Here is a 15,818-nt window from a genome sequence, read left to right on the forward strand (position 1 = left end):
AACTCCCGAATGAGGGCGTCGCACGGTGAAGCGGGTGGCGAGGGGGGCGTCGCCATTCGCATCGCCCGGTGACGTCATGAGGACGAATCACCTTCTTCGCTAACATTGACGAGCGCGCTTTTGAAGATCTTCGATCCCCATATCCGAAGTCGCACCCAGAGCGACGCTGACCTTAAGAACCTGGCCTACTTCGGAACCGAGCGCGTGGTGAGCTGCCTGTCGCTGGGGCAAGCGCCAGAGCGGGCCGAGGAGCTTCTTGCGGCGATGGAGGCGCATGCAGGCGCCGAGGTTCGCCGGATGGAGCGCTGCGGCCTGGAAGCCAGCGCAGCGCTGGGAGTGTTGCCGGGGATGCGACCGCGGCGTGCACATTATGAGGTGTGGCGTCGCATGCCCGAGCTCCTGGCCTTGCCTGCAGTGGTGGCACTTGGAGAGGTGGGCGTGTGGGAGGACTCGGCGTCGCAGTGGGAGCTCTTTGAACGGCAGGTGAAGATCGCGCAGGAGGCGGGGATCAAGGCTGTCATCGTGACGCCGCCGCGCGATCTTCGTGTGACGCTGACCTATAAGATGATGCAACGCCTGGAGAAACTTCGGGCCGATCCGTCGCGGGTTTTGATGATGCACGTCGACGCGACGACCCTGGTCAATGTGGTGCAGAGCGGCTTTGGGGCCGGCGTGGCGGTGGGGGCTTCGACGCTGGAGCCTCGCCGTGCGGCCCGGGTGGTGCGCGATGCGATGGAAGCGTTGGGCTCATGTGAGCGCATCGCGTTGAGCTCGGCACTTCGGGTGGGGGGATCGGACCTGCTCGCGATCCCCAAGACGGTCGAGGCGTTGCGAGCGCTGGGCTCAGGGGATGGCGAGGTCGAGGCGCTTGTGTGTGGAAACGCCCGCGCGGTCATCGATGGTTGAGCGTGCCTGGTGGTGCGCTGGAGCCGGCGAGGGGCTGGGGGCGACGTCGAGGGCAAGGCCACGGCGCGTGCGGGGTACGCCGCGCGCGTCAAAGCGGGTGTTATAAACCAGCGTCGAGATCAGGGTCCCCACCGCCGCGCCGACGACGACGTCGGAGAGAAAGTGTTTCTGATCGTAGAGTCGACTCACCGCAACGGTGGTCGCCGCGCCGTAGAGCAGGGTGTAGGGCAGCGCGCGACCGAGCAAAAAACGCTCGGTCGGTTCGGCGTCGGCCAGCACGCGGTGGTAGAGCCCATCGCTTATATCTCGGGCCAGAAAGGTCGCCGCCGCAAAACTCAACGAGGAGTGACCCGAAAAGAACGAGAGGTAATCCTCGCCGCCGTGCCAGCCGTAGGCGCGTCGCTCCAGTGCGACGTAGGGGCGCGCGCGGCCCACGAAGAATTTGGCGGCGGTGGTCAGGAGCGCCGTCCAGGTAAAGCTCTCCAGATACGCCATCGTGGAGTGCAGGTGGTAGGGGCCCTGCCAGGGGTAGAGGCTCTTGCCTGTGAGTCCTGACCAGGTGGCGCCCAGTCCGTAGTAGAGCATCGGGAGCGCGCTGAGGGCGTACCCACCATAGTCGGGGATGCCTCCCAGGAAGGGCGCGCCGGTTTCGAGATTGCCGTGAAAGGTTTCGGCGACGCGGTAGTCGAGGCTCCCCGGGGTGGGCGTGCCCATCGCGGGCACCGGTGCGGCGAAGAGGCGACCGCCGAAGACGGTGAGCACCGCCGAGGTGGGAAAAAGCACGCCCAGGGTGCCCAGAGCCACGGGGGAGTAGTTCTGGGACAGGGGAACCGTCGCCGTAGTGGAGGGGGGCTGTGATGCTTCTACGGCAGGCGCGGGCTCCGAGGCGGGCTGTTGGGCGAGGGTCAGCGCGGGCGCGCTGAAGACGAAGAGCAGCGCCGCGAAGAGCGCGCTGAAATGGGGGCGAGTGAAGTTCATGATGTATGCGTGCACAGAAGGTGGGCGCTGTCGGAGCGCATGAGAGTGGCGCTGTCGGAGCGAGGCGTTTGCCTGCAAGCGGGCTCGCTGCCTATAAGGAGCGGGTGTGGCGGTCGGCGAACTTATGGTTCCGACCTTCAGAAAGATCAAGGATGCCGCAGTGGCGTCCGGTCGAATATGTGAAAGTTCAATCAAAGCAGGTGGTTGTGGCAGATCAATCGCAGAAGCATCCTTCGCACGCGCTGACGCCGGGGGATCTCTTACGCGCCTTCGGGCAGCGTACCAAGAAGCAGTTTGGGCAGCATTTTCTGGTGGATCCGAGCATTCTCGATGAGATCGTGCGCTGCGCCGGGCTCAAGCCTGGTGAGTCGGTGTTGGAGATCGGGCCGGGCTGCGGGACGCTTACCCTGATGATGTTGCAGGCGGGGGCGCGGGTGGACTCGATCGAGATCGATCGCGACGCTGTGGCGTTTTTGCAGGAGGCCCTGCCCCAGGCGTGGGGATTTACGCTGCATCCGGGGGATGCGCTGAAAACCGACCTGGCCGCGATTGTGAGCAGCCGCCCCGGCCCCTGGAAGGCGGTGGCGAACCTCCCGTACAACGTGGGGACGGAGGTTACCTTTCGGCTCTTTGAGCTGCGCGAGACGATTGGCTCGATGACGTTGATGTACCAGCGGGAGGTGGCGCAGCGCATGGTGGCGAAAGCCGGCGAGGAGGACTACGGCGCGCTGAGCTTGATGGTGGAGCTTTATGCGGACGCGGAGATCGTCATGAGCCTGCCGCCCGGAGCCTTCGTGCCGCCGCCGAAGGTGCATAGTTCGGTGGTGAACTTCGAGATGTTGCCGAAGACACGCATTGAGGATCATGAGCGACGCGCGTTTTTTGAGCGGGTGGTCAAGTCGGCGTTTCAGGCGCGTCGCAAGACCTTGCCGAACGGGCTTAAGGCGCTCAAGCTCCCCAAAGATCAGGTTGTGGCGGCGATTGAGTCGGCCGGGCTTTCGCCGAAGGTGAGGCCGGAGCGGGTGGGGTTTGACGACTTTCTGAAGATCGCCGACGCGCTTCGGGCTTAAGTGGGGCGGGGGGAGGAGCTGCGGTGAAGGTGGGGGGGGAGGAATGTCTCGGCGCGGCGGGCCTCAACTTCGTAAGAGATGTTGAGGTAGGCCTGGCGGTCGCCCAGTCCCGCGAGCAAGCCGGCGGCGTACTCACGGAAGTAACGCGCCAAAAAGTTGGCGGAGCCATCGCGGAGGTATTGCACCACGTGGGCCATCTCGTGGGTGACGAGGTAGAGAGGCAGGCGCAGGTCGGCCGAGAAGATGCGCTGGCGGATGTAGATGCGATCGTGCAGGGCAATGCCTGCGGCGCTACGACGGAGCGCGGTATGAGCGATGAGATCGCGCGGTCCGTAGAGGGCGGGGCGATCGTCGGGGTAGGCGATAATGCGCGCGATGTGGGCGGCGCGCTCGACCAGGAGGCGCGGGCCGACCCCGGCGTTGGTGAGCGCCTCGATGACTACGGGGCGCTCGTCATCGAGCAGCGGGCGCAGGCTCATGCGCCGGCCCGGCGTCGACGCCAGATCATGCCGAGCGCCAGAAGTGCGCCGGCGAGCAGAGCGCTATGGTCGGGCTGGTCCGGGGCGACAAGTGAGCAGATGCCGCCCTGTTGCGCAGGTTGCGAGGGTGGGGTGACATCGGGTGTGCCCAGGGGATAGATCGCGCAGAGTCCCTCGATGTCGCCGGGGTGCAGATCGCGCTTATCGATCTCACCCTCGCGGGCAGTGGCATACATGGTGGTGTCGGGATTGGGGGCGTGGTCCAGTCCCAGGAAGTGGCCGACTTCGTGGGTAAGGGTGTTGCGAAGATCCATGGTGCCGGCTTCGCCGCTTTCGGCGTTGCTAAAGACATAGTCTGCGCCGTTCATTTCGATGTCGGCGTCGAGGATGCGGCCGTCGAGTCGGCTGAAGGTCACGGTCGTCAGCGCGATGGCCTGGCCGTTCTGGCCTGGCCAGGATTCATCCCGGAAGACGAAGACGTTGACGTTCTGCGATGGAGGTCCGTTGATGTAGTCGGCCTGAAATGCAGTGGTGCCGCGGTAGTCCAGCAAGAACTCGGAACATTCGGGGGCGTTCCACGCGTCAAATGCGCTGACGATGTCGGCTTCAAGCGCCGCCGGGATGGTGGTGTCGTCGGGGTGCAAATTCGGCGAACCCGATTCGTTGATATAGTAAGGGACGGTGAGCGAGGGCCACTCCACCGGTACTTTGGGGTAGCCGTCGCAGGGCAGCCCCAGATCGGGCTCGCAGGTCATGGTGCGACGGAAGTCGTTGCTCAGCGGGACTTCCTCTTCGACCATCGGCTCTTCATCCCAGGCATCTTCGTGAGTGCACGAGGGAAGGGCGATGGCGGCGAGGAGGCCCAGGAGAGTGATGTGACGCGTATCAGGCAGCATCATCGCGGCTCCTCGGGCTGAGTCTCGTCGACGATGGTGCGAATGCGGGCCTTGAAGGTGTTGAGGTCATGGGCCTGCTGGTGCAACTCGGCCGGAGCAACACTCCGGAGCTGCGAGGTTGTCGCGGCGGTCTGTGCGCGATCGCGGACGACGAGGTTCAGGTTGTTGACCTGGGGGATGGCAAACTCGGTGGCGCTATCGGGGCCGAGTGCCACACGGAAGAAGCCCTGGGCCAGGCCCGTGACAGAGGCAGGGTGTTGCGCGACATTTCCGCTTAAGAAGAGGACGCCCCGATCGGCGATCTGAAAGACGGGCATGCCGGGCACGCGGGTGCCAACATCGCCGTGGTAGCCGCCGAGTTGTCGAATGGCGACGGTGCGCCGGGCGGGGCCTTTGAGGGTTTCGCGCACCGTGAGCGTGATGGTGGAGACGACGCGGCCGCGCGCATCGAGTTCTGTGGTGATCGTCTCGACCTGGGCGACGACCACCGCATCGGAGCGCACGACAAGCTCCTCGAGATCCATACGGGGCAGCGTGGCGGCCGTGGCGTTCGCGGCCAGCAGCCATAGCGTCAGCGTTGACATCAGTGCGATGAGAGGCTTGAACATCGTGACCTCGAAGGTCGGGCAGGGGAGGAGCTGGCAAGGGGCGGAGAGCACATATCGGAGAACCACACCTGCGCGCCTGGCATTCTCAAGAAGATAATCAGGGCAGCTCCCCTGACGAGCGACAGCTTATTTGAAGACCTTGCCAATGGTGTCTTTGGCGCGAGCCAGCGTGACGCCCTGGAGCATCTTGCGGATTTTCTCGTCGCGCTCGACCACCGCGAGCAGGGCTTCCTTGCGGAGGGCGACGACCTGGGCTGGACCGGTCTTGACTTCGACGGTGGCGGTGGCGGTGTTGCCGCTCATCAGCGAAACCTCCCCGAAGTAGGCGCCGGGGCCCATCGTTTTAAGTTCCACCTCACCGGCGGGGCCGAGGGTCCAGACGCGGATGCGGCCGGTGAGCACGATGTAGAGATGATCGACAGCCTGAGCCTCTGCGATAATGCGTTCGCCAGGCTGAAAGATCTTAAGATCGCTGGCGCTGATGAGCGCCTTCACATCGGCCTCACTCAGGTGTTTGAAGAGGGGGCTTTCCTGGATGGTTTCGGCGATCTTTTCGGTCATTGTGTTCTCATCACAGGGGGTCAAGGGGATGCCAGACGTCTGCCTGGCAATGCCATAGGCCGGGGAGGGTATCAACGGGGACGAGGGCGATGCAATCATCGTGGCAGACGAAGCGTCGTGATGGCGTTGACGGGACGTCCGCGAGGGTGGGGGAAGTCAGGGGCAATTTCTTGAGCGCGAGCCGATGCGTGGTAGCTCTAAGGGGTGCACGGGGCTCGCGGGTTGCGGCCTTGATGCGATGCCATGGTGGCGTGTGATGAAGGGTCTTGTGAGAGGCCCAAGACGACAGGGAGGTCGATATGACGGAGCAACGTAAACAGCAGCGCGTAGGCTGTGATATGATCCTCAATAAGATCGAGTCCGGGCATACCAACATCTGCCGGGCGACCGATGTGTCGCTGGGGGGCATCCGGCTGGAGCGGGTGGCCGAGGCCTACCGCAGTGAGGGCGAGTCGGTGCAGTTGCAGTTTGCGCTTCCGGGTGAGGAGGAGCCGATCTGGGTGGCCGGCCAGAAGGTTTATGATGCAGACGGGCAGGTGGGCGTGCGCTTTACGAACATCTCGCACGGACATTTTGTGAAGTTGCGGGCGTGGCTGCGGGCTCAGGCGATCTCGGAGGGGTTTCCGGAGTTTTCGCTCTGAGGGCATGCAGAGCATGATCGCCTCGGGTTTTCGGGGAGAGCCGTGACATCGTAACATTGACTAAGAAAACGCCCCGCCGGCTGATGCCGGCGGGGCGTTTTCTTAGTCAGACTGGATGCGTGGATTCAACCTCAGTCGCGCTTGAGGCCGAAGAAGCCGATCGCAAGGCTGAGCAGTCCGTTGGCCGCGAGCCAGACGCGGTCAAGGATGTTCATGCCCGGGATCCAGCTGACGTCGGAGGTGAGCTGGAACGCCTCGGTGAGGCTGAAGCCGGCCATGCCCAGGGCGATGCCGCCGGCCAGGGCGCGCCCGACGCGGTGACCACCGAGGAAGGCGTAGGCCACCAGCGGGATGAGGAAGCTGGCGAGCAGCGGGTTCTGGTGTGCGCCAAGACCGGAGACGAGCACGTTGGCCTCGGCCAGGGGACGTCCGATGACGTTGGCCACGAAGCCAAGTGTGCCGCCGGCCGGGACAAGAAGGGGGACGAAGAAGAGGCCGCCGGCGACCACTGCGGCGCTGGTGGCAACCAGGGGCAGGTGGTCGGGGAGGCGTCCCATCATGTCGCGACGGCGCAAACCGAAGGCGGTGAGGAGCACCAGGAGAAGGGCACCGCCGTAGCGGGTGGTGCCCTGGTCGGTGGTGGATTGCACGACGGCCTTATCGGCCTGAAGCAGGCCGGCGCCGTAGCGCTCACGGTACTCTTCCTCGCTCTTGTACTTGTCACGCATGGAGGTGTTTGCCGCCTTCTGCAGGACCTCCTGTACCTTGTCAGGGTGGGTGACGCCGGTGGCGATGACGAGTGCGGCGGCCGCGGCGACATGCGGGCTGGCCATGGAGGTGCCCATGTAGAGGGCAAACTCGTGCTTGTTAGTCTGCCCGGCAGGGTGAGTCTCCTGCATGATACCGTCGGGGCGTCCGTCGCCGTTCTGGTCGATGCGGGTGTTTCCTCCGGGAGCGGCGATATCGACGTAGGTTCCCCACTGGGAGTAGAAGGTGGTGCGCTGATCAAACTGGGTGGCAGCCACGGCGAATGCGTGGTCGTAAGCCGCCGGGTAGCTCGGCGAGCGCTTTCCGCCGTTGCCGGCGGCGGCCACGACGGTCACACCTTTCTTGTGGGCGTAGTCGACGGCTCGTTTAAGGACCAGGCTGGGAAGCGGGCCGCCCAGGCTCATGTTGATGACCTGCGCGCCGTTGTCGGCGGCGAAGCGTACGGCATCGGCGATGTCGGCGACCGAGCCAAAGCCCCGGCTGTTGAGCACGCGCAGCGGCATGATTTTGGATTCAAAGGCCAGACCGGCCACACCGTAGCCGTTGTTGGTGGCCTGAGCGATGGTGCCGGCAACGTGGGTGCCATGGCCATGACCGTCGTAGACGAAGTCGGTTTTATCGACGAAGTCATAGCCGGGGACGGTCGCAACACCCTGGAGGTCTTTACCGACTTTGATGCCCCGGCGGGCGTCGTCGGAGACAGTCACGCCGGTGTCGATGACGGCGACGACCACGTCGCGGCCGGTGGAGACTTTCCAGGCTTCTTCGGCGCCAACCTGCTCAAAGTTCCACTGGAACTGGTAGAGCGGATCGTCAGGCACAAAGTAGGCCCGGTATTCGATGTTCTCTTCGATGCTCTCAAGCCAGCCGTCCGGGGCTGTGGCACGGAGGCAGTCTTTGACGTAGGGAACGGCGCCCTCTTCGACGCGGGCTACGAAGACGTTCTCGTCATCGGAGAAGGGGCTGTTGAGCTCAGCGCTTAAGTTCTGGGCCCGGGTAAAGGCCAGGATCTCGTCGTTGGAGAGATCGTCGTCGAAATCGAGGACGACTTCATCGTAGGCCGGGTTGGTGTCGAGGATGTCGCGATCGGCGGGGATGGTGTCCAGGCCGCTGATGTCGACGCCGGGGACGTTTTGTGTGGAGGGAGTGGCACCATTGAGACAGGCCTGCCAGGGAGCGGCCGGGCTGACGTCGGGGGCGCTTTGCGCGGTGGCGACACCGCTGAGGCCCAGGAAGAGGGCGAGGCCGGCGAAGGTAGCGCATGCCGGCGCGAGGCGGCGTTTCAGGGGGCGTGTCGGTCGCATCATCCGTCCAGTCCTCGGTCAAGTAGGTTCGTTGCAGGCGCGAGCGGCGGCAAAGCCGCGGTGACGCGCTGGTGAGGCGTTGCTCAGAACTCAAACGAAGCTAAGCACCGGCAGAATTCCCGGCAAAGCGTCGTCGGTCTGCACCTGGAGTGTAGCGCTTCAGGGAACCTCGGCCAAATCCTGGGCCGAGAGTGTGCTCTCGATGGCGTCGAGGCGCTCGCGGGCCAGGCGTGCTGTAAACTGTGCGATGGGTGGGTGTTCGGAGGCAAGGATCTCGAAATCTTCTCGCGCCAGGAATAGGGCGTGGCCTGCGGCAGTGCACACGACCGTGGCGGTGGCCTGATCGCTAGCCACCAGCCCTACCTCGCCGACGACTTCGCCGATGCCCAGGGTGGCGACCGTGATCTCCCAGTCGTCGTCTTTGCGGATGATATCCACTTTGCCATCGAGGAGGATGAAGAGGCCGGGGCTGGGGCGTCCCTGACGCACGCAAAGGGTGCCCTTGTCGAGGGTCAGACCTGTGAAACGCCCGACGACGCGGGCCCGCTCCTCCGCGCTGAGGTGGGTGAAGAGCTCGTGGCGATCGAGAAGTCCTTCGGTCAGCGCGTGGCGTCGAAGCGTGGCCAGGCGGTTGAGGAAGTCGGGAAGCTCGTCGTTGAGTTTGCCGATCGCGCTTTGAGCCAGTCGAAGGCACTCGCTGCCGCGCTCGCTGAGCACACGGTAGCGAGGGGCGCGCTCGCTGCCGCCGAAGGCGTTGAGTCCGAGCAGGGAGCCGGCCGGGATACGGAAGGTTTTGGTGCCTTCGTTGACGGTGAGATCGTTGCTGACGGTCCATAAGAGGTCCGCCGACTTCTGGGAGGGCTCGAAGACGAGCTGAGCGTTCGGGAAGATCTCGTAGTCGACAAAGTCGAGCACCCGGCGAAGGGCGTCTGGCGGTAGCACGCTGAGCAGGGGGAGCGCCGGGAGGCTGCCCGGACGCTCGGCGGTGCCGTCGGGGTCGGTGGCGCGCTCGAGCACACGTTCAAAGAGTTCGTCGAGGTCGGGCTCGCCGCCATGCACCTGAGTGGTGAGGTTGCCGGCGGGTTGGGGAAAGCTCGGCTGGGGGCGCCCGTTCTCCAGGTAAGGGCTGCGCACAGAGTAGAGGGTGGCGAAGTGGTCCAGCAGCTCGGTGGAGGCCGGGTGAAGTGCGTGCATCTGTTTGATAGCGGCGATCGCGCGGGTGGGAAAACCGGCGTTGGCGTAGTGGCGAGCTGCCAGGGTGTAGACTTCGACCGCCTCGCGTTTTCGGCCCACCGTGGCAAGGATCACCGCGGTGCGCTCTCGCAGCGGCGAGGGGTCGGGGAGGTTGTACCAGTTGGCCATGATGAGCTGGAGCGCGCGGGCGTGCTCTTGAGACTCGACGGCATCATCGATGGTGTTGAGGAGGTCGAGGAGGCGGATTTGCACCATGACCGAGGTCCTTCCGAAGCAGTTGTTTTTGGCAGCGAAGTCGACGCCCCACTCTAAAAGATGGGCGCAAGGGGGACAACCCGGGAGCTCAGGCGGTGTCGGCTTTGAGCACAGCGTGTGCTCTGGGGACCGGCCAGCCTTCGAGGACCAGGGGGAGGTAGAAAGCATGGGTGGCGGCCAGCGCACGGGCCGACTCCAGGATCTGGCGAGCTTCGGGGCGCTCCTGGCGGGTGAGGATGAGGCCCAGGGCCTCCTGGTTCAGCGTCTGGCTGAGCACGCTCTGGGAGGGAGCGCAGAGGTCGATGGCCTGGCGCACAAAGCGGGCAGCGCGTGAGTGGTGCTCGCGTAGTAGCGCCAGGCGGGCGCGGAGTCGTAGCCATGCGGCTCGTTCCGAGAGGCCCAGGTGCTGCTCATGTCGTGCAAGCCGGCGGATGACCCTGGCCAGTCGATGGAGCGTGGCAGTCAGTGTCTCTTGCTGGAGGGTGCGTTGGCGCTCGGCCTGGCTGGCGAGAGCACGCGCCAGCGCACGGTTGAGGGCGAACTCCACGTGAGGCAGCGCCAGGAAGTCGCGGTCGAAGACCTGATCGCGAAGAAGATCGAGGTGGGCGATCACCAACTCGGGACGACCCAGGGCCAGATCGATGGTGGCGCGTCGGGAGGTCACCTCAAGGAAGAGCAGGCTGTTGGGGGTACGCTCTGCAAGCTCACTTGCCGGGCTGAGTGCGAGAGCTGCTTGCTCGATATCGCCCCGGGCCACGAGCAAATCGACGCGGCAGAGGGCGATGTGGGCGCTGGCGGCGCGGTCGCGACGCAGGCGATGGGCGAGGTTGTCGACGATCGGCATCACGTCGGAGATCTGGCCGAGTTCCAGGGCCACACGGGTGATATGACTGAGCCAGCGGGTTGCAAAGATGGCGTCATCGATACCGACGTGTTGAAGCGTGTCGATGGATTGATGCAGCAGCTCGCGCGCATCGCTCCACCGACCGCGGTGCGCAGCGAGTAAGCCCTGAAGCTCCAGGGCGCGGGCGCGGCAGCCGGGGTCGTCGAAGCGTTCGGCGAGGGTCAGGCTTTGCTGCAACCAGCGGTCCACCGGTGCGGCCGGGTCGACCATCAAGGGAAGATGCGGCGCGCTGACCATCTGCAGTCGATCGCGGGCCAACCAGGGGCCGTAGTTATGGACGGTGGCCAGGCGCGCAAAATGTGTGGTGAGGCGGTCGCGGCGAGCGCTTTGCAAGAGGTGGGATGCCTCGCTGGCGCGCCAGAGCAAACGGGCGGTCTCAAAGGTGCGCGCCGGCGGGCGTTGATCGCGCGCCACCGCGGTGGCATCGGACCAGCGCGCCAGGCCTACGGCCAGGCGCCGGCGCCAGGCACGCAACCCGGCGCGAAGCCGCCCCCGGCGGTACGCGCTGCCCACCTCTTGAAGGGCGTCATCGAGGGTGTCGATCGCTTCATCGGGGTGTCCCGAGGCCAGCAGCGCCTCCATCCACTGGCGTCGTATCGCAAGGCGATCCTCAATGGAATCGGTGGCAAGCAACGCATGAAGATGGTTGCGCGCCTGATCGGTGCGAGCCAGGGCGACGGCAGCCTCGAAGAGCGCGCGGTGGATCTCGTTTCGACGTGGCGAATCCTCGGGCTCATGGGCGTTGATCACCTGCCAGAGTTCCAGGGCGCGATCCCAGGCGAAGCGGTTTTGTGCGCTGTGGGCGACCCTGAAGGCCACCTCAACCGCTTCCCGTTGCCGGCCGGCGCGACGCAGGTAATTGAGCCGCCTGGCGTCGCTTCCCGTTTTGGATTCGCGCAACGCGTCGGCGATAAGGCCACAGAGGCGCGCGTGATGATCGCGGCCGAGTTCATTGAGCAGAACGTTGCGGGCGCGGTCGTGAATGATTGCGTAGGTCGCGTCGTGGCCTTCGCCGGCACGGGCGCGAGACTGGCGAGCGAGACGCCGGTGAAGAAGAGTTTCGATGACCGCCTCGCCGCCCTGGGCGCTCATGGCACTTGCTCCGAGCTCCCGCCCCATTGCCAGCCCGAGGGTCTGGGTGGTGAGTGGCGATGAGGCCACCGCGAGCAGCTGAAGTCCCAGGCGCTCGGGCCGGGTCAGCTGGGCGACACGACGTCGGATAAAGGCTGTGAGGAGCTCGTCGACCGCCATCGCTTCGTCGGCGTCGAGCTCTTCGGAGGCCTGGGTCGGGGCCTGCTCAAACTCGTAGATAAGTTCATCGATCAAACGCGGGTGAAGGTTGCCCCGTCGCAGAATCAACTGCTTGCTTCGCAAGGAGAGGTTGGCGGCGTTGGCCAGCACATACTCGCGAGCTTCTTCTTTGGAGAAGCCGTGGACCTCGACGCGATGCAGCGTGATAGGAGAGGTCGCGAGCTCGCCGAAAAAGGGAGGGGTGTCGTGGTCTTTGCGAGGATCGGTGAGGATGCTTGTGAGCATGAAGACGCGCATGCCACGGGGATCGTTTGTCAGATCGGCGAGGAGTGCGGCGGTGTCCAGCCCGGCAAAGTGGGTGTCTTCGAGGGCGATGAGCACCGGGCGTTGCTCGCTGAGTTCGACGAGCACGCGTCGAAGCGCGTCGATGGCCGAGCGTCGGCCAACTGCGCAGTCGGATTCGCGTCGCTCGTGCAGCGCGGGGAAGATGCGGGCGGCCTGATAGCGGGCCGTCTCCATGCGCTGGCGGGACTTCTCGGGGAGGCGAGCGATGATCGTGGCGAGTTGCTCGGCGATCTCGTCCCACCCCTGGTAGGTGCTGGTATCGCGATGAAAGCATCGTCCCCGCAGCACGATCCAGCCGAGCTGAGAGGCCCAGTGGGCCAGGGCGTCGATCAGTGCCGTTTTGCCGGTGCCCTGGGGGCCTTCGACCACGCTTAGGCCCAGACGACGCTCCTGAGCGCAGAGGCTGGCGCGGGTGGTGAGCTGGTCGAAGATCTCGCGACGTCCGTAAAGCACCTCCCGGTCTTCGACGACGGTGGCCGGGATCGTGACCGAGCGGTTCTCGCCGGTGGACAGAAGATCGAGCACGTCGTTGAGAGAGGGGCGACGCTGAGGATCGCTGGCGAGCAGGCCATGGATAAGGTTAACCCAGGCGGCCGGGCAGTGCGGAGCAACCTCCGAGAGGAAGATGCGCTCAAGGCGTGGTCGGGCGCCTTCCTCGCGCTCAACCAGGCGCTGGCAGGCGTCGAAGGGTTTGCCGGCGAGGGCCTCGAAGAGGATCACGCCCAGGGCGTAGAGGTCGGCCGCCGGGCTGAAATCGCCTCGGCGAAGCTCCGGCGCGCTGTAGCAGGCACGTAGATCGCCGGAGCCCGGGCGCTCCAGGTGGGGGTGGAGGCCGAAGTCGGTCAGGCGAACCTGGCCGGCTTCATTGATCAGGATGTTGGTCGGCTTGAGCCCGCCGTGAACTTTACGAAAGCGGTGGAGGTACTCCAGGGCCGCGACGATCTGCGGGCCAATTGCCTGGATGCGCAGGATGATCAGATCGAGCGTGCGATCGGCAGCCTCGGAGTCTTCGAGCAACGACTCGGGGATCTCCAGGGTGTTGGGGCGATCGGTGGCGAGGGCTTCGGGGACGGCGTCGGTGTCACGGGACGATGGTTCTTCGGACTCGGTGGGAAGATCGCTCTCTTCATCGAGGCTGGCAGGAAGTTCGATGGTGGGCAGATCATCTTCGTGGTGCGAAGCGGCAGGCGTCTCGGGGGAGGAGCTGGCGCTTAGGATGACCTGCTCAGCGTCGGTGATCGGACGAAGCAGGTAGGCGTCGAGCGGCATTCCGTCGACGTAGTCGCGCATCAGTCGGGTGACCTGCTCGCCACGGAAGATCTCGTGGTAGCGAGCCAGATTGCGATGATCGAGGCGAGTGAGGCTATCGAAGTGGCGCGCAAACTCGTCGGGGTCGCGGATTCTTGCAAAGGTCAGCTTCTTGAGAACGAAGCGCTCCGGACGAGGAATCTCTCCGCTGACCTCGGTGGGCTCCCCCTCGGCCAGGCGCATGCGCAAGACCTCAAACGACTCCCCGAGCTCACCGGTGCCGATGAGTCGGACCTGCTCGAGGGACTCGTCGGCGCGCGGCGCCTCCTGAAGTTCGTGGGGGGCGTCGGTGTTCATTCCACCTCACCGAAAGCTGAGCGGGTCACGTCCTGGGACCACGCCTTGGGAAAGAAGCTCTGAACCTCGCGCTCACCGGGGTCGGTGCCACGCAGGAAACCCACGCCGAGGCCATGGCCGCGGTGGCGGATGAGCACGTAGCCACGCGAGGTACATGTGCTGACCTGAGGCTCACTGAGCGCAAAGTTCTCGCGGGTCAGGTAGGCGTCGCATTGCTCGGCGGTGGTGTCGATGACGTTGACGCTGGCATAGCGGGCAAAGGTCATCGCCGCCGGTGTTGTGAGCTTGGGTACTGCCATATCGTCGCGCATAAACGAGAGGCCGACGGCGTCAGGGCGCGGCTCGGTGGGAAGTTGATGATCGCGGTGGACGACGCTGACGATGCGTTTGTTGGCGCGGATAAACACCAGCTCATCGAGAATGGCGGGGTCGATGCCAAAGCGCTCTTTGAGGATCGTCAGGTAGGGGGTGGCGTCGATGGCAGGTGTGCCCAGTGCATCGAGTGCCCTGGCGAGGGTGGGTGGGATCGCGCTCATGAGTGGCCTCCTTTTTTGAGGAGGGCCACGAAGAAGCCGCCGCTGTCGTTATGGTGGGGGTAGACACGCATGGCGTTTTCAAGCCGGGGATCGAAGGACTCTCCCTGCCACTCTAGCAGACCCGCCGCGCTATGAAAGCCCGGGATGCGGGTGGGCAGCACCTCGAAGTCGCCCAGTTCGGGGTCGTTAAGGCAGGCGTTGATGACGGCCTCGTTCTCTTCGGGGGCATAGGTGCAGGTGGCGTAGGCGATCAGGCCACCCGGACGGCAGAGATCAAGAGCGCGTTTGAGGATCGCCTGTTGGACGCGGCTCATACGGCTGAGTTCGGCGGGGCGGGCAGCGCCTACGCGCGGGTTTTTGCGGGAGGTGCCTTCGCAGGAGCAGGGGACATCGGCCAGGATGCGGTCGAAGCTGTCGAGGTCGGCCGGGAGGTTGGCCGCGTCGTGGCAGATCAGCGAGGTGTTGAAGACGCCCAGGCGGTCGAGCACTCGGCTGACGGCGCGCATACGGCGGTAGTCGCGGTCGTTGGCAATCAGTGTTCCGGTGTTTTGCATGGCTACGGCGATCTGCGCGCTCTTGTTACCCGGTGCGGCGCAGGTATCGAGGATACGCTCGCCGGGCTGAGGATCGAGCACTGTCACCGGCAGCAGTGAGACTTCCTCTTGCACGTGGTAGAGCCCGGCGGCGTATTCAAAGCGGGTGCCCGGGCTCAAGGTCGGGTCGAGGATGTAGGTGCCCGGGCGCCAACTCCGAGGCTCATACGCGATGCCGTGGGAGTTAAAGGAGGCCTCAAGTTCAGCAGGTGCGATCTTCAGATCGTTGGCCCACACGCAGAGGGGCAGGGGCCTTGCGAGTGCAGCCTCAAAGGCCTCGAAGTCCTCGATGATATCGCGGTAGCGTGAGAAGTCGGGGATGGCGTTCATAACGTCTCAAGGTAGCCGGTCTGCTCAAGGAGCGACCAGACACGGGTCAGGGGCAGGCCGATAATGGCGGTAAAGTCGTCGCCTCGCGCGGCCTCAAAGAGGCGGATGCCGCCGGCTTCGATGCGGTAGGAGCCGGCGCAGAAGAGCGGTTGGTCGGTCTCGACGTAGGCCCGAGCCCGCTGCTCGGTGAGCGGGCGCATGACCATCTCAAAGGCAACCTCCGAGGCCAGCTCCGCGCCGGAAGGGGTACGCAGCGCGATCGCCGTGATCAACCGGTGGGTCTTTCCCTGCAGGCGCATCAGCTGATCCACCGCACCCTCCACGGAGCCCGGTTTCTGGAAGATCGTCTGATCGAGGGCAATGACCTGATCGGCACCCAGGACAAAGGCATTCGGGTGATCGGCGGCCACGCGTCGTGCTTTTTGAAGCGCCAGGCGCGCGGCCATCGCAGCCGGGGCTTCGCCGGGCAGTCGCGTCTCGTCGATGTGGGCGGCACAGGCCTCAAAGGAGAGGCCCAGGCGTTCGAGAAGTTCGATCTTGTAGGTCGACTCGGTGGCCAGAATGAGCTTTTGCGGGGAGAGTTCTGCCATGGGA

At 64.9% G+C, this 15,818-nt stretch carries 14 protein-coding genes; 3 read left to right on the forward strand and 11 right to left on the reverse strand.

Annotation, left to right across the window (positions count from 1 at the left end):
* The first annotated feature begins 120 nt into the window (after positions 1-120).
* Complete coding sequence (locus EA187_RS11335; protein WP_127780321.1) at positions 121-906, forward strand: TatD family hydrolase; 786 nt, start codon at positions 121-123, stop codon at positions 904-906.
* Here the strand turns inward: EA187_RS11335 and EA187_RS11340 are convergent.
* On the reverse strand, positions 844-1,884 hold the full coding sequence (locus EA187_RS11340) for a phosphatase PAP2 family protein (RefSeq protein ID WP_127780322.1): 1,041 nt from the start codon (positions 1,882-1,884) through the stop codon (positions 844-846). The genes EA187_RS11335 and EA187_RS11340 overlap by 63 nt on opposite strands.
* A 206-nt stretch (positions 1,885-2,090) precedes the next feature.
* Between EA187_RS11340 and rsmA the strand changes: the two genes are divergently transcribed.
* Complete coding sequence (gene rsmA, locus EA187_RS11345) at positions 2,091-2,954, forward strand: 16S rRNA (adenine(1518)-N(6)/adenine(1519)-N(6))-dimethyltransferase RsmA (RefSeq protein ID WP_164856208.1); 864 nt, start codon at positions 2,091-2,093, stop codon at positions 2,952-2,954.
* On the opposite strand, the gene EA187_RS11350 is transcribed toward rsmA, so the two are convergent.
* The 4 genes from EA187_RS11350 to EA187_RS11365 all read right to left on the reverse strand — a co-directional run bounded on the left by EA187_RS11350 (position 2,951) and on the right by EA187_RS11365 (position 5,498).
* Complete coding sequence (locus EA187_RS11350) at positions 2,951-3,433, reverse strand: hypothetical protein (protein ID WP_127780324.1); 483 nt, start codon at positions 3,431-3,433, stop codon at positions 2,951-2,953. The genes rsmA and EA187_RS11350 overlap by 4 nt on opposite strands.
* Positions 3,430-4,332, reverse strand: coding sequence for a matrixin family metalloprotease (locus EA187_RS11355; RefSeq protein WP_127780325.1), 903 nt, complete (start codon positions 4,330-4,332; stop codon positions 3,430-3,432). The genes EA187_RS11350 and EA187_RS11355 overlap by 4 nt, the downstream gene beginning before the upstream one ends.
* Positions 4,329-4,937 carry a hypothetical protein gene (locus EA187_RS11360; protein WP_127780326.1) on the reverse strand — a complete coding sequence of 203 codons (609 nt, stop codon included), beginning with the start codon at positions 4,935-4,937 and terminating at the stop codon, positions 4,329-4,331. The genes EA187_RS11355 and EA187_RS11360 overlap by 4 nt, the downstream gene beginning before the upstream one ends.
* A 126-nt stretch (positions 4,938-5,063) precedes the next feature.
* On the reverse strand, positions 5,064-5,498 hold the full coding sequence (locus EA187_RS11365; RefSeq protein ID WP_164856209.1) for a cyclic nucleotide-binding domain-containing protein: 435 nt from the start codon (positions 5,496-5,498) through the stop codon (positions 5,064-5,066).
* A 299-nt stretch (positions 5,499-5,797) separates the two neighbouring features.
* Between EA187_RS11365 and EA187_RS11370 the strand changes: the two genes are divergently transcribed.
* Positions 5,798-6,139: a PilZ domain-containing protein gene (locus tag EA187_RS11370; protein ID WP_115604376.1), complete on the forward strand. Its 342-nt coding sequence runs from the start codon at positions 5,798-5,800 to the stop codon at positions 6,137-6,139.
* Between the two features lie 131 nt (positions 6,140-6,270).
* On the opposite strand, the gene EA187_RS11375 is transcribed toward EA187_RS11370, so the two are convergent.
* The 6 genes from EA187_RS11375 to EA187_RS11400 all read right to left on the reverse strand — a co-directional run bounded on the left by EA187_RS11375 (position 6,271) and on the right by EA187_RS11400 (position 15,814).
* Positions 6,271-8,214, reverse strand: coding sequence for a S8 family serine peptidase (locus tag EA187_RS11375; protein WP_127780327.1), 1,944 nt, complete (start codon positions 8,212-8,214; stop codon positions 6,271-6,273).
* 156 nt (positions 8,215-8,370) lie between these two features.
* Positions 8,371-9,660 carry a cyclic nucleotide-binding domain-containing protein gene (locus EA187_RS11380; protein WP_164856210.1) on the reverse strand — a complete coding sequence of 430 codons (1,290 nt, stop codon included), beginning with the start codon at positions 9,658-9,660 and terminating at the stop codon, positions 8,371-8,373.
* An 88-nt stretch (positions 9,661-9,748) separates the two neighbouring features.
* Positions 9,749-13,765 carry an ATP-binding protein gene (locus EA187_RS11385; protein WP_127780328.1) on the reverse strand — a complete coding sequence of 1,339 codons (4,017 nt, stop codon included), beginning with the start codon at positions 13,763-13,765 and terminating at the stop codon, positions 9,749-9,751.
* A complete protein-coding gene (locus EA187_RS11390) occupies positions 13,762-14,301 on the reverse strand; it encodes a hypothetical protein (protein ID WP_127780329.1) in 540 nt (179 codons plus the stop codon). The genes EA187_RS11385 and EA187_RS11390 overlap by 4 nt, the downstream gene beginning before the upstream one ends.
* Positions 14,298-15,224: an RsmB/NOP family class I SAM-dependent RNA methyltransferase gene (locus tag EA187_RS11395; protein WP_127780330.1), complete on the reverse strand. Its 927-nt coding sequence runs from the start codon at positions 15,222-15,224 to the stop codon at positions 14,298-14,300. Before EA187_RS11395 ends, EA187_RS11390 begins: the two co-directional genes overlap by 4 nt.
* The gene (locus EA187_RS11400) at positions 15,221-15,814 is read right to left on the reverse strand and encodes a Maf family protein (protein ID WP_127780331.1); all 594 of its coding nucleotides are present in this window, start codon (positions 15,812-15,814) and stop codon (positions 15,221-15,223) included. The genes EA187_RS11395 and EA187_RS11400 overlap by 4 nt, the downstream gene beginning before the upstream one ends.
* Positions 15,815-15,818 lie beyond the last annotated feature (4 nt).

The organism is Lujinxingia sediminis (genome assembly GCF_004005565.1).
GTDB lineage: Bacteria > Myxococcota_A > Bradymonadia > Bradymonadales > Bradymonadaceae > Lujinxingia > Lujinxingia sediminis.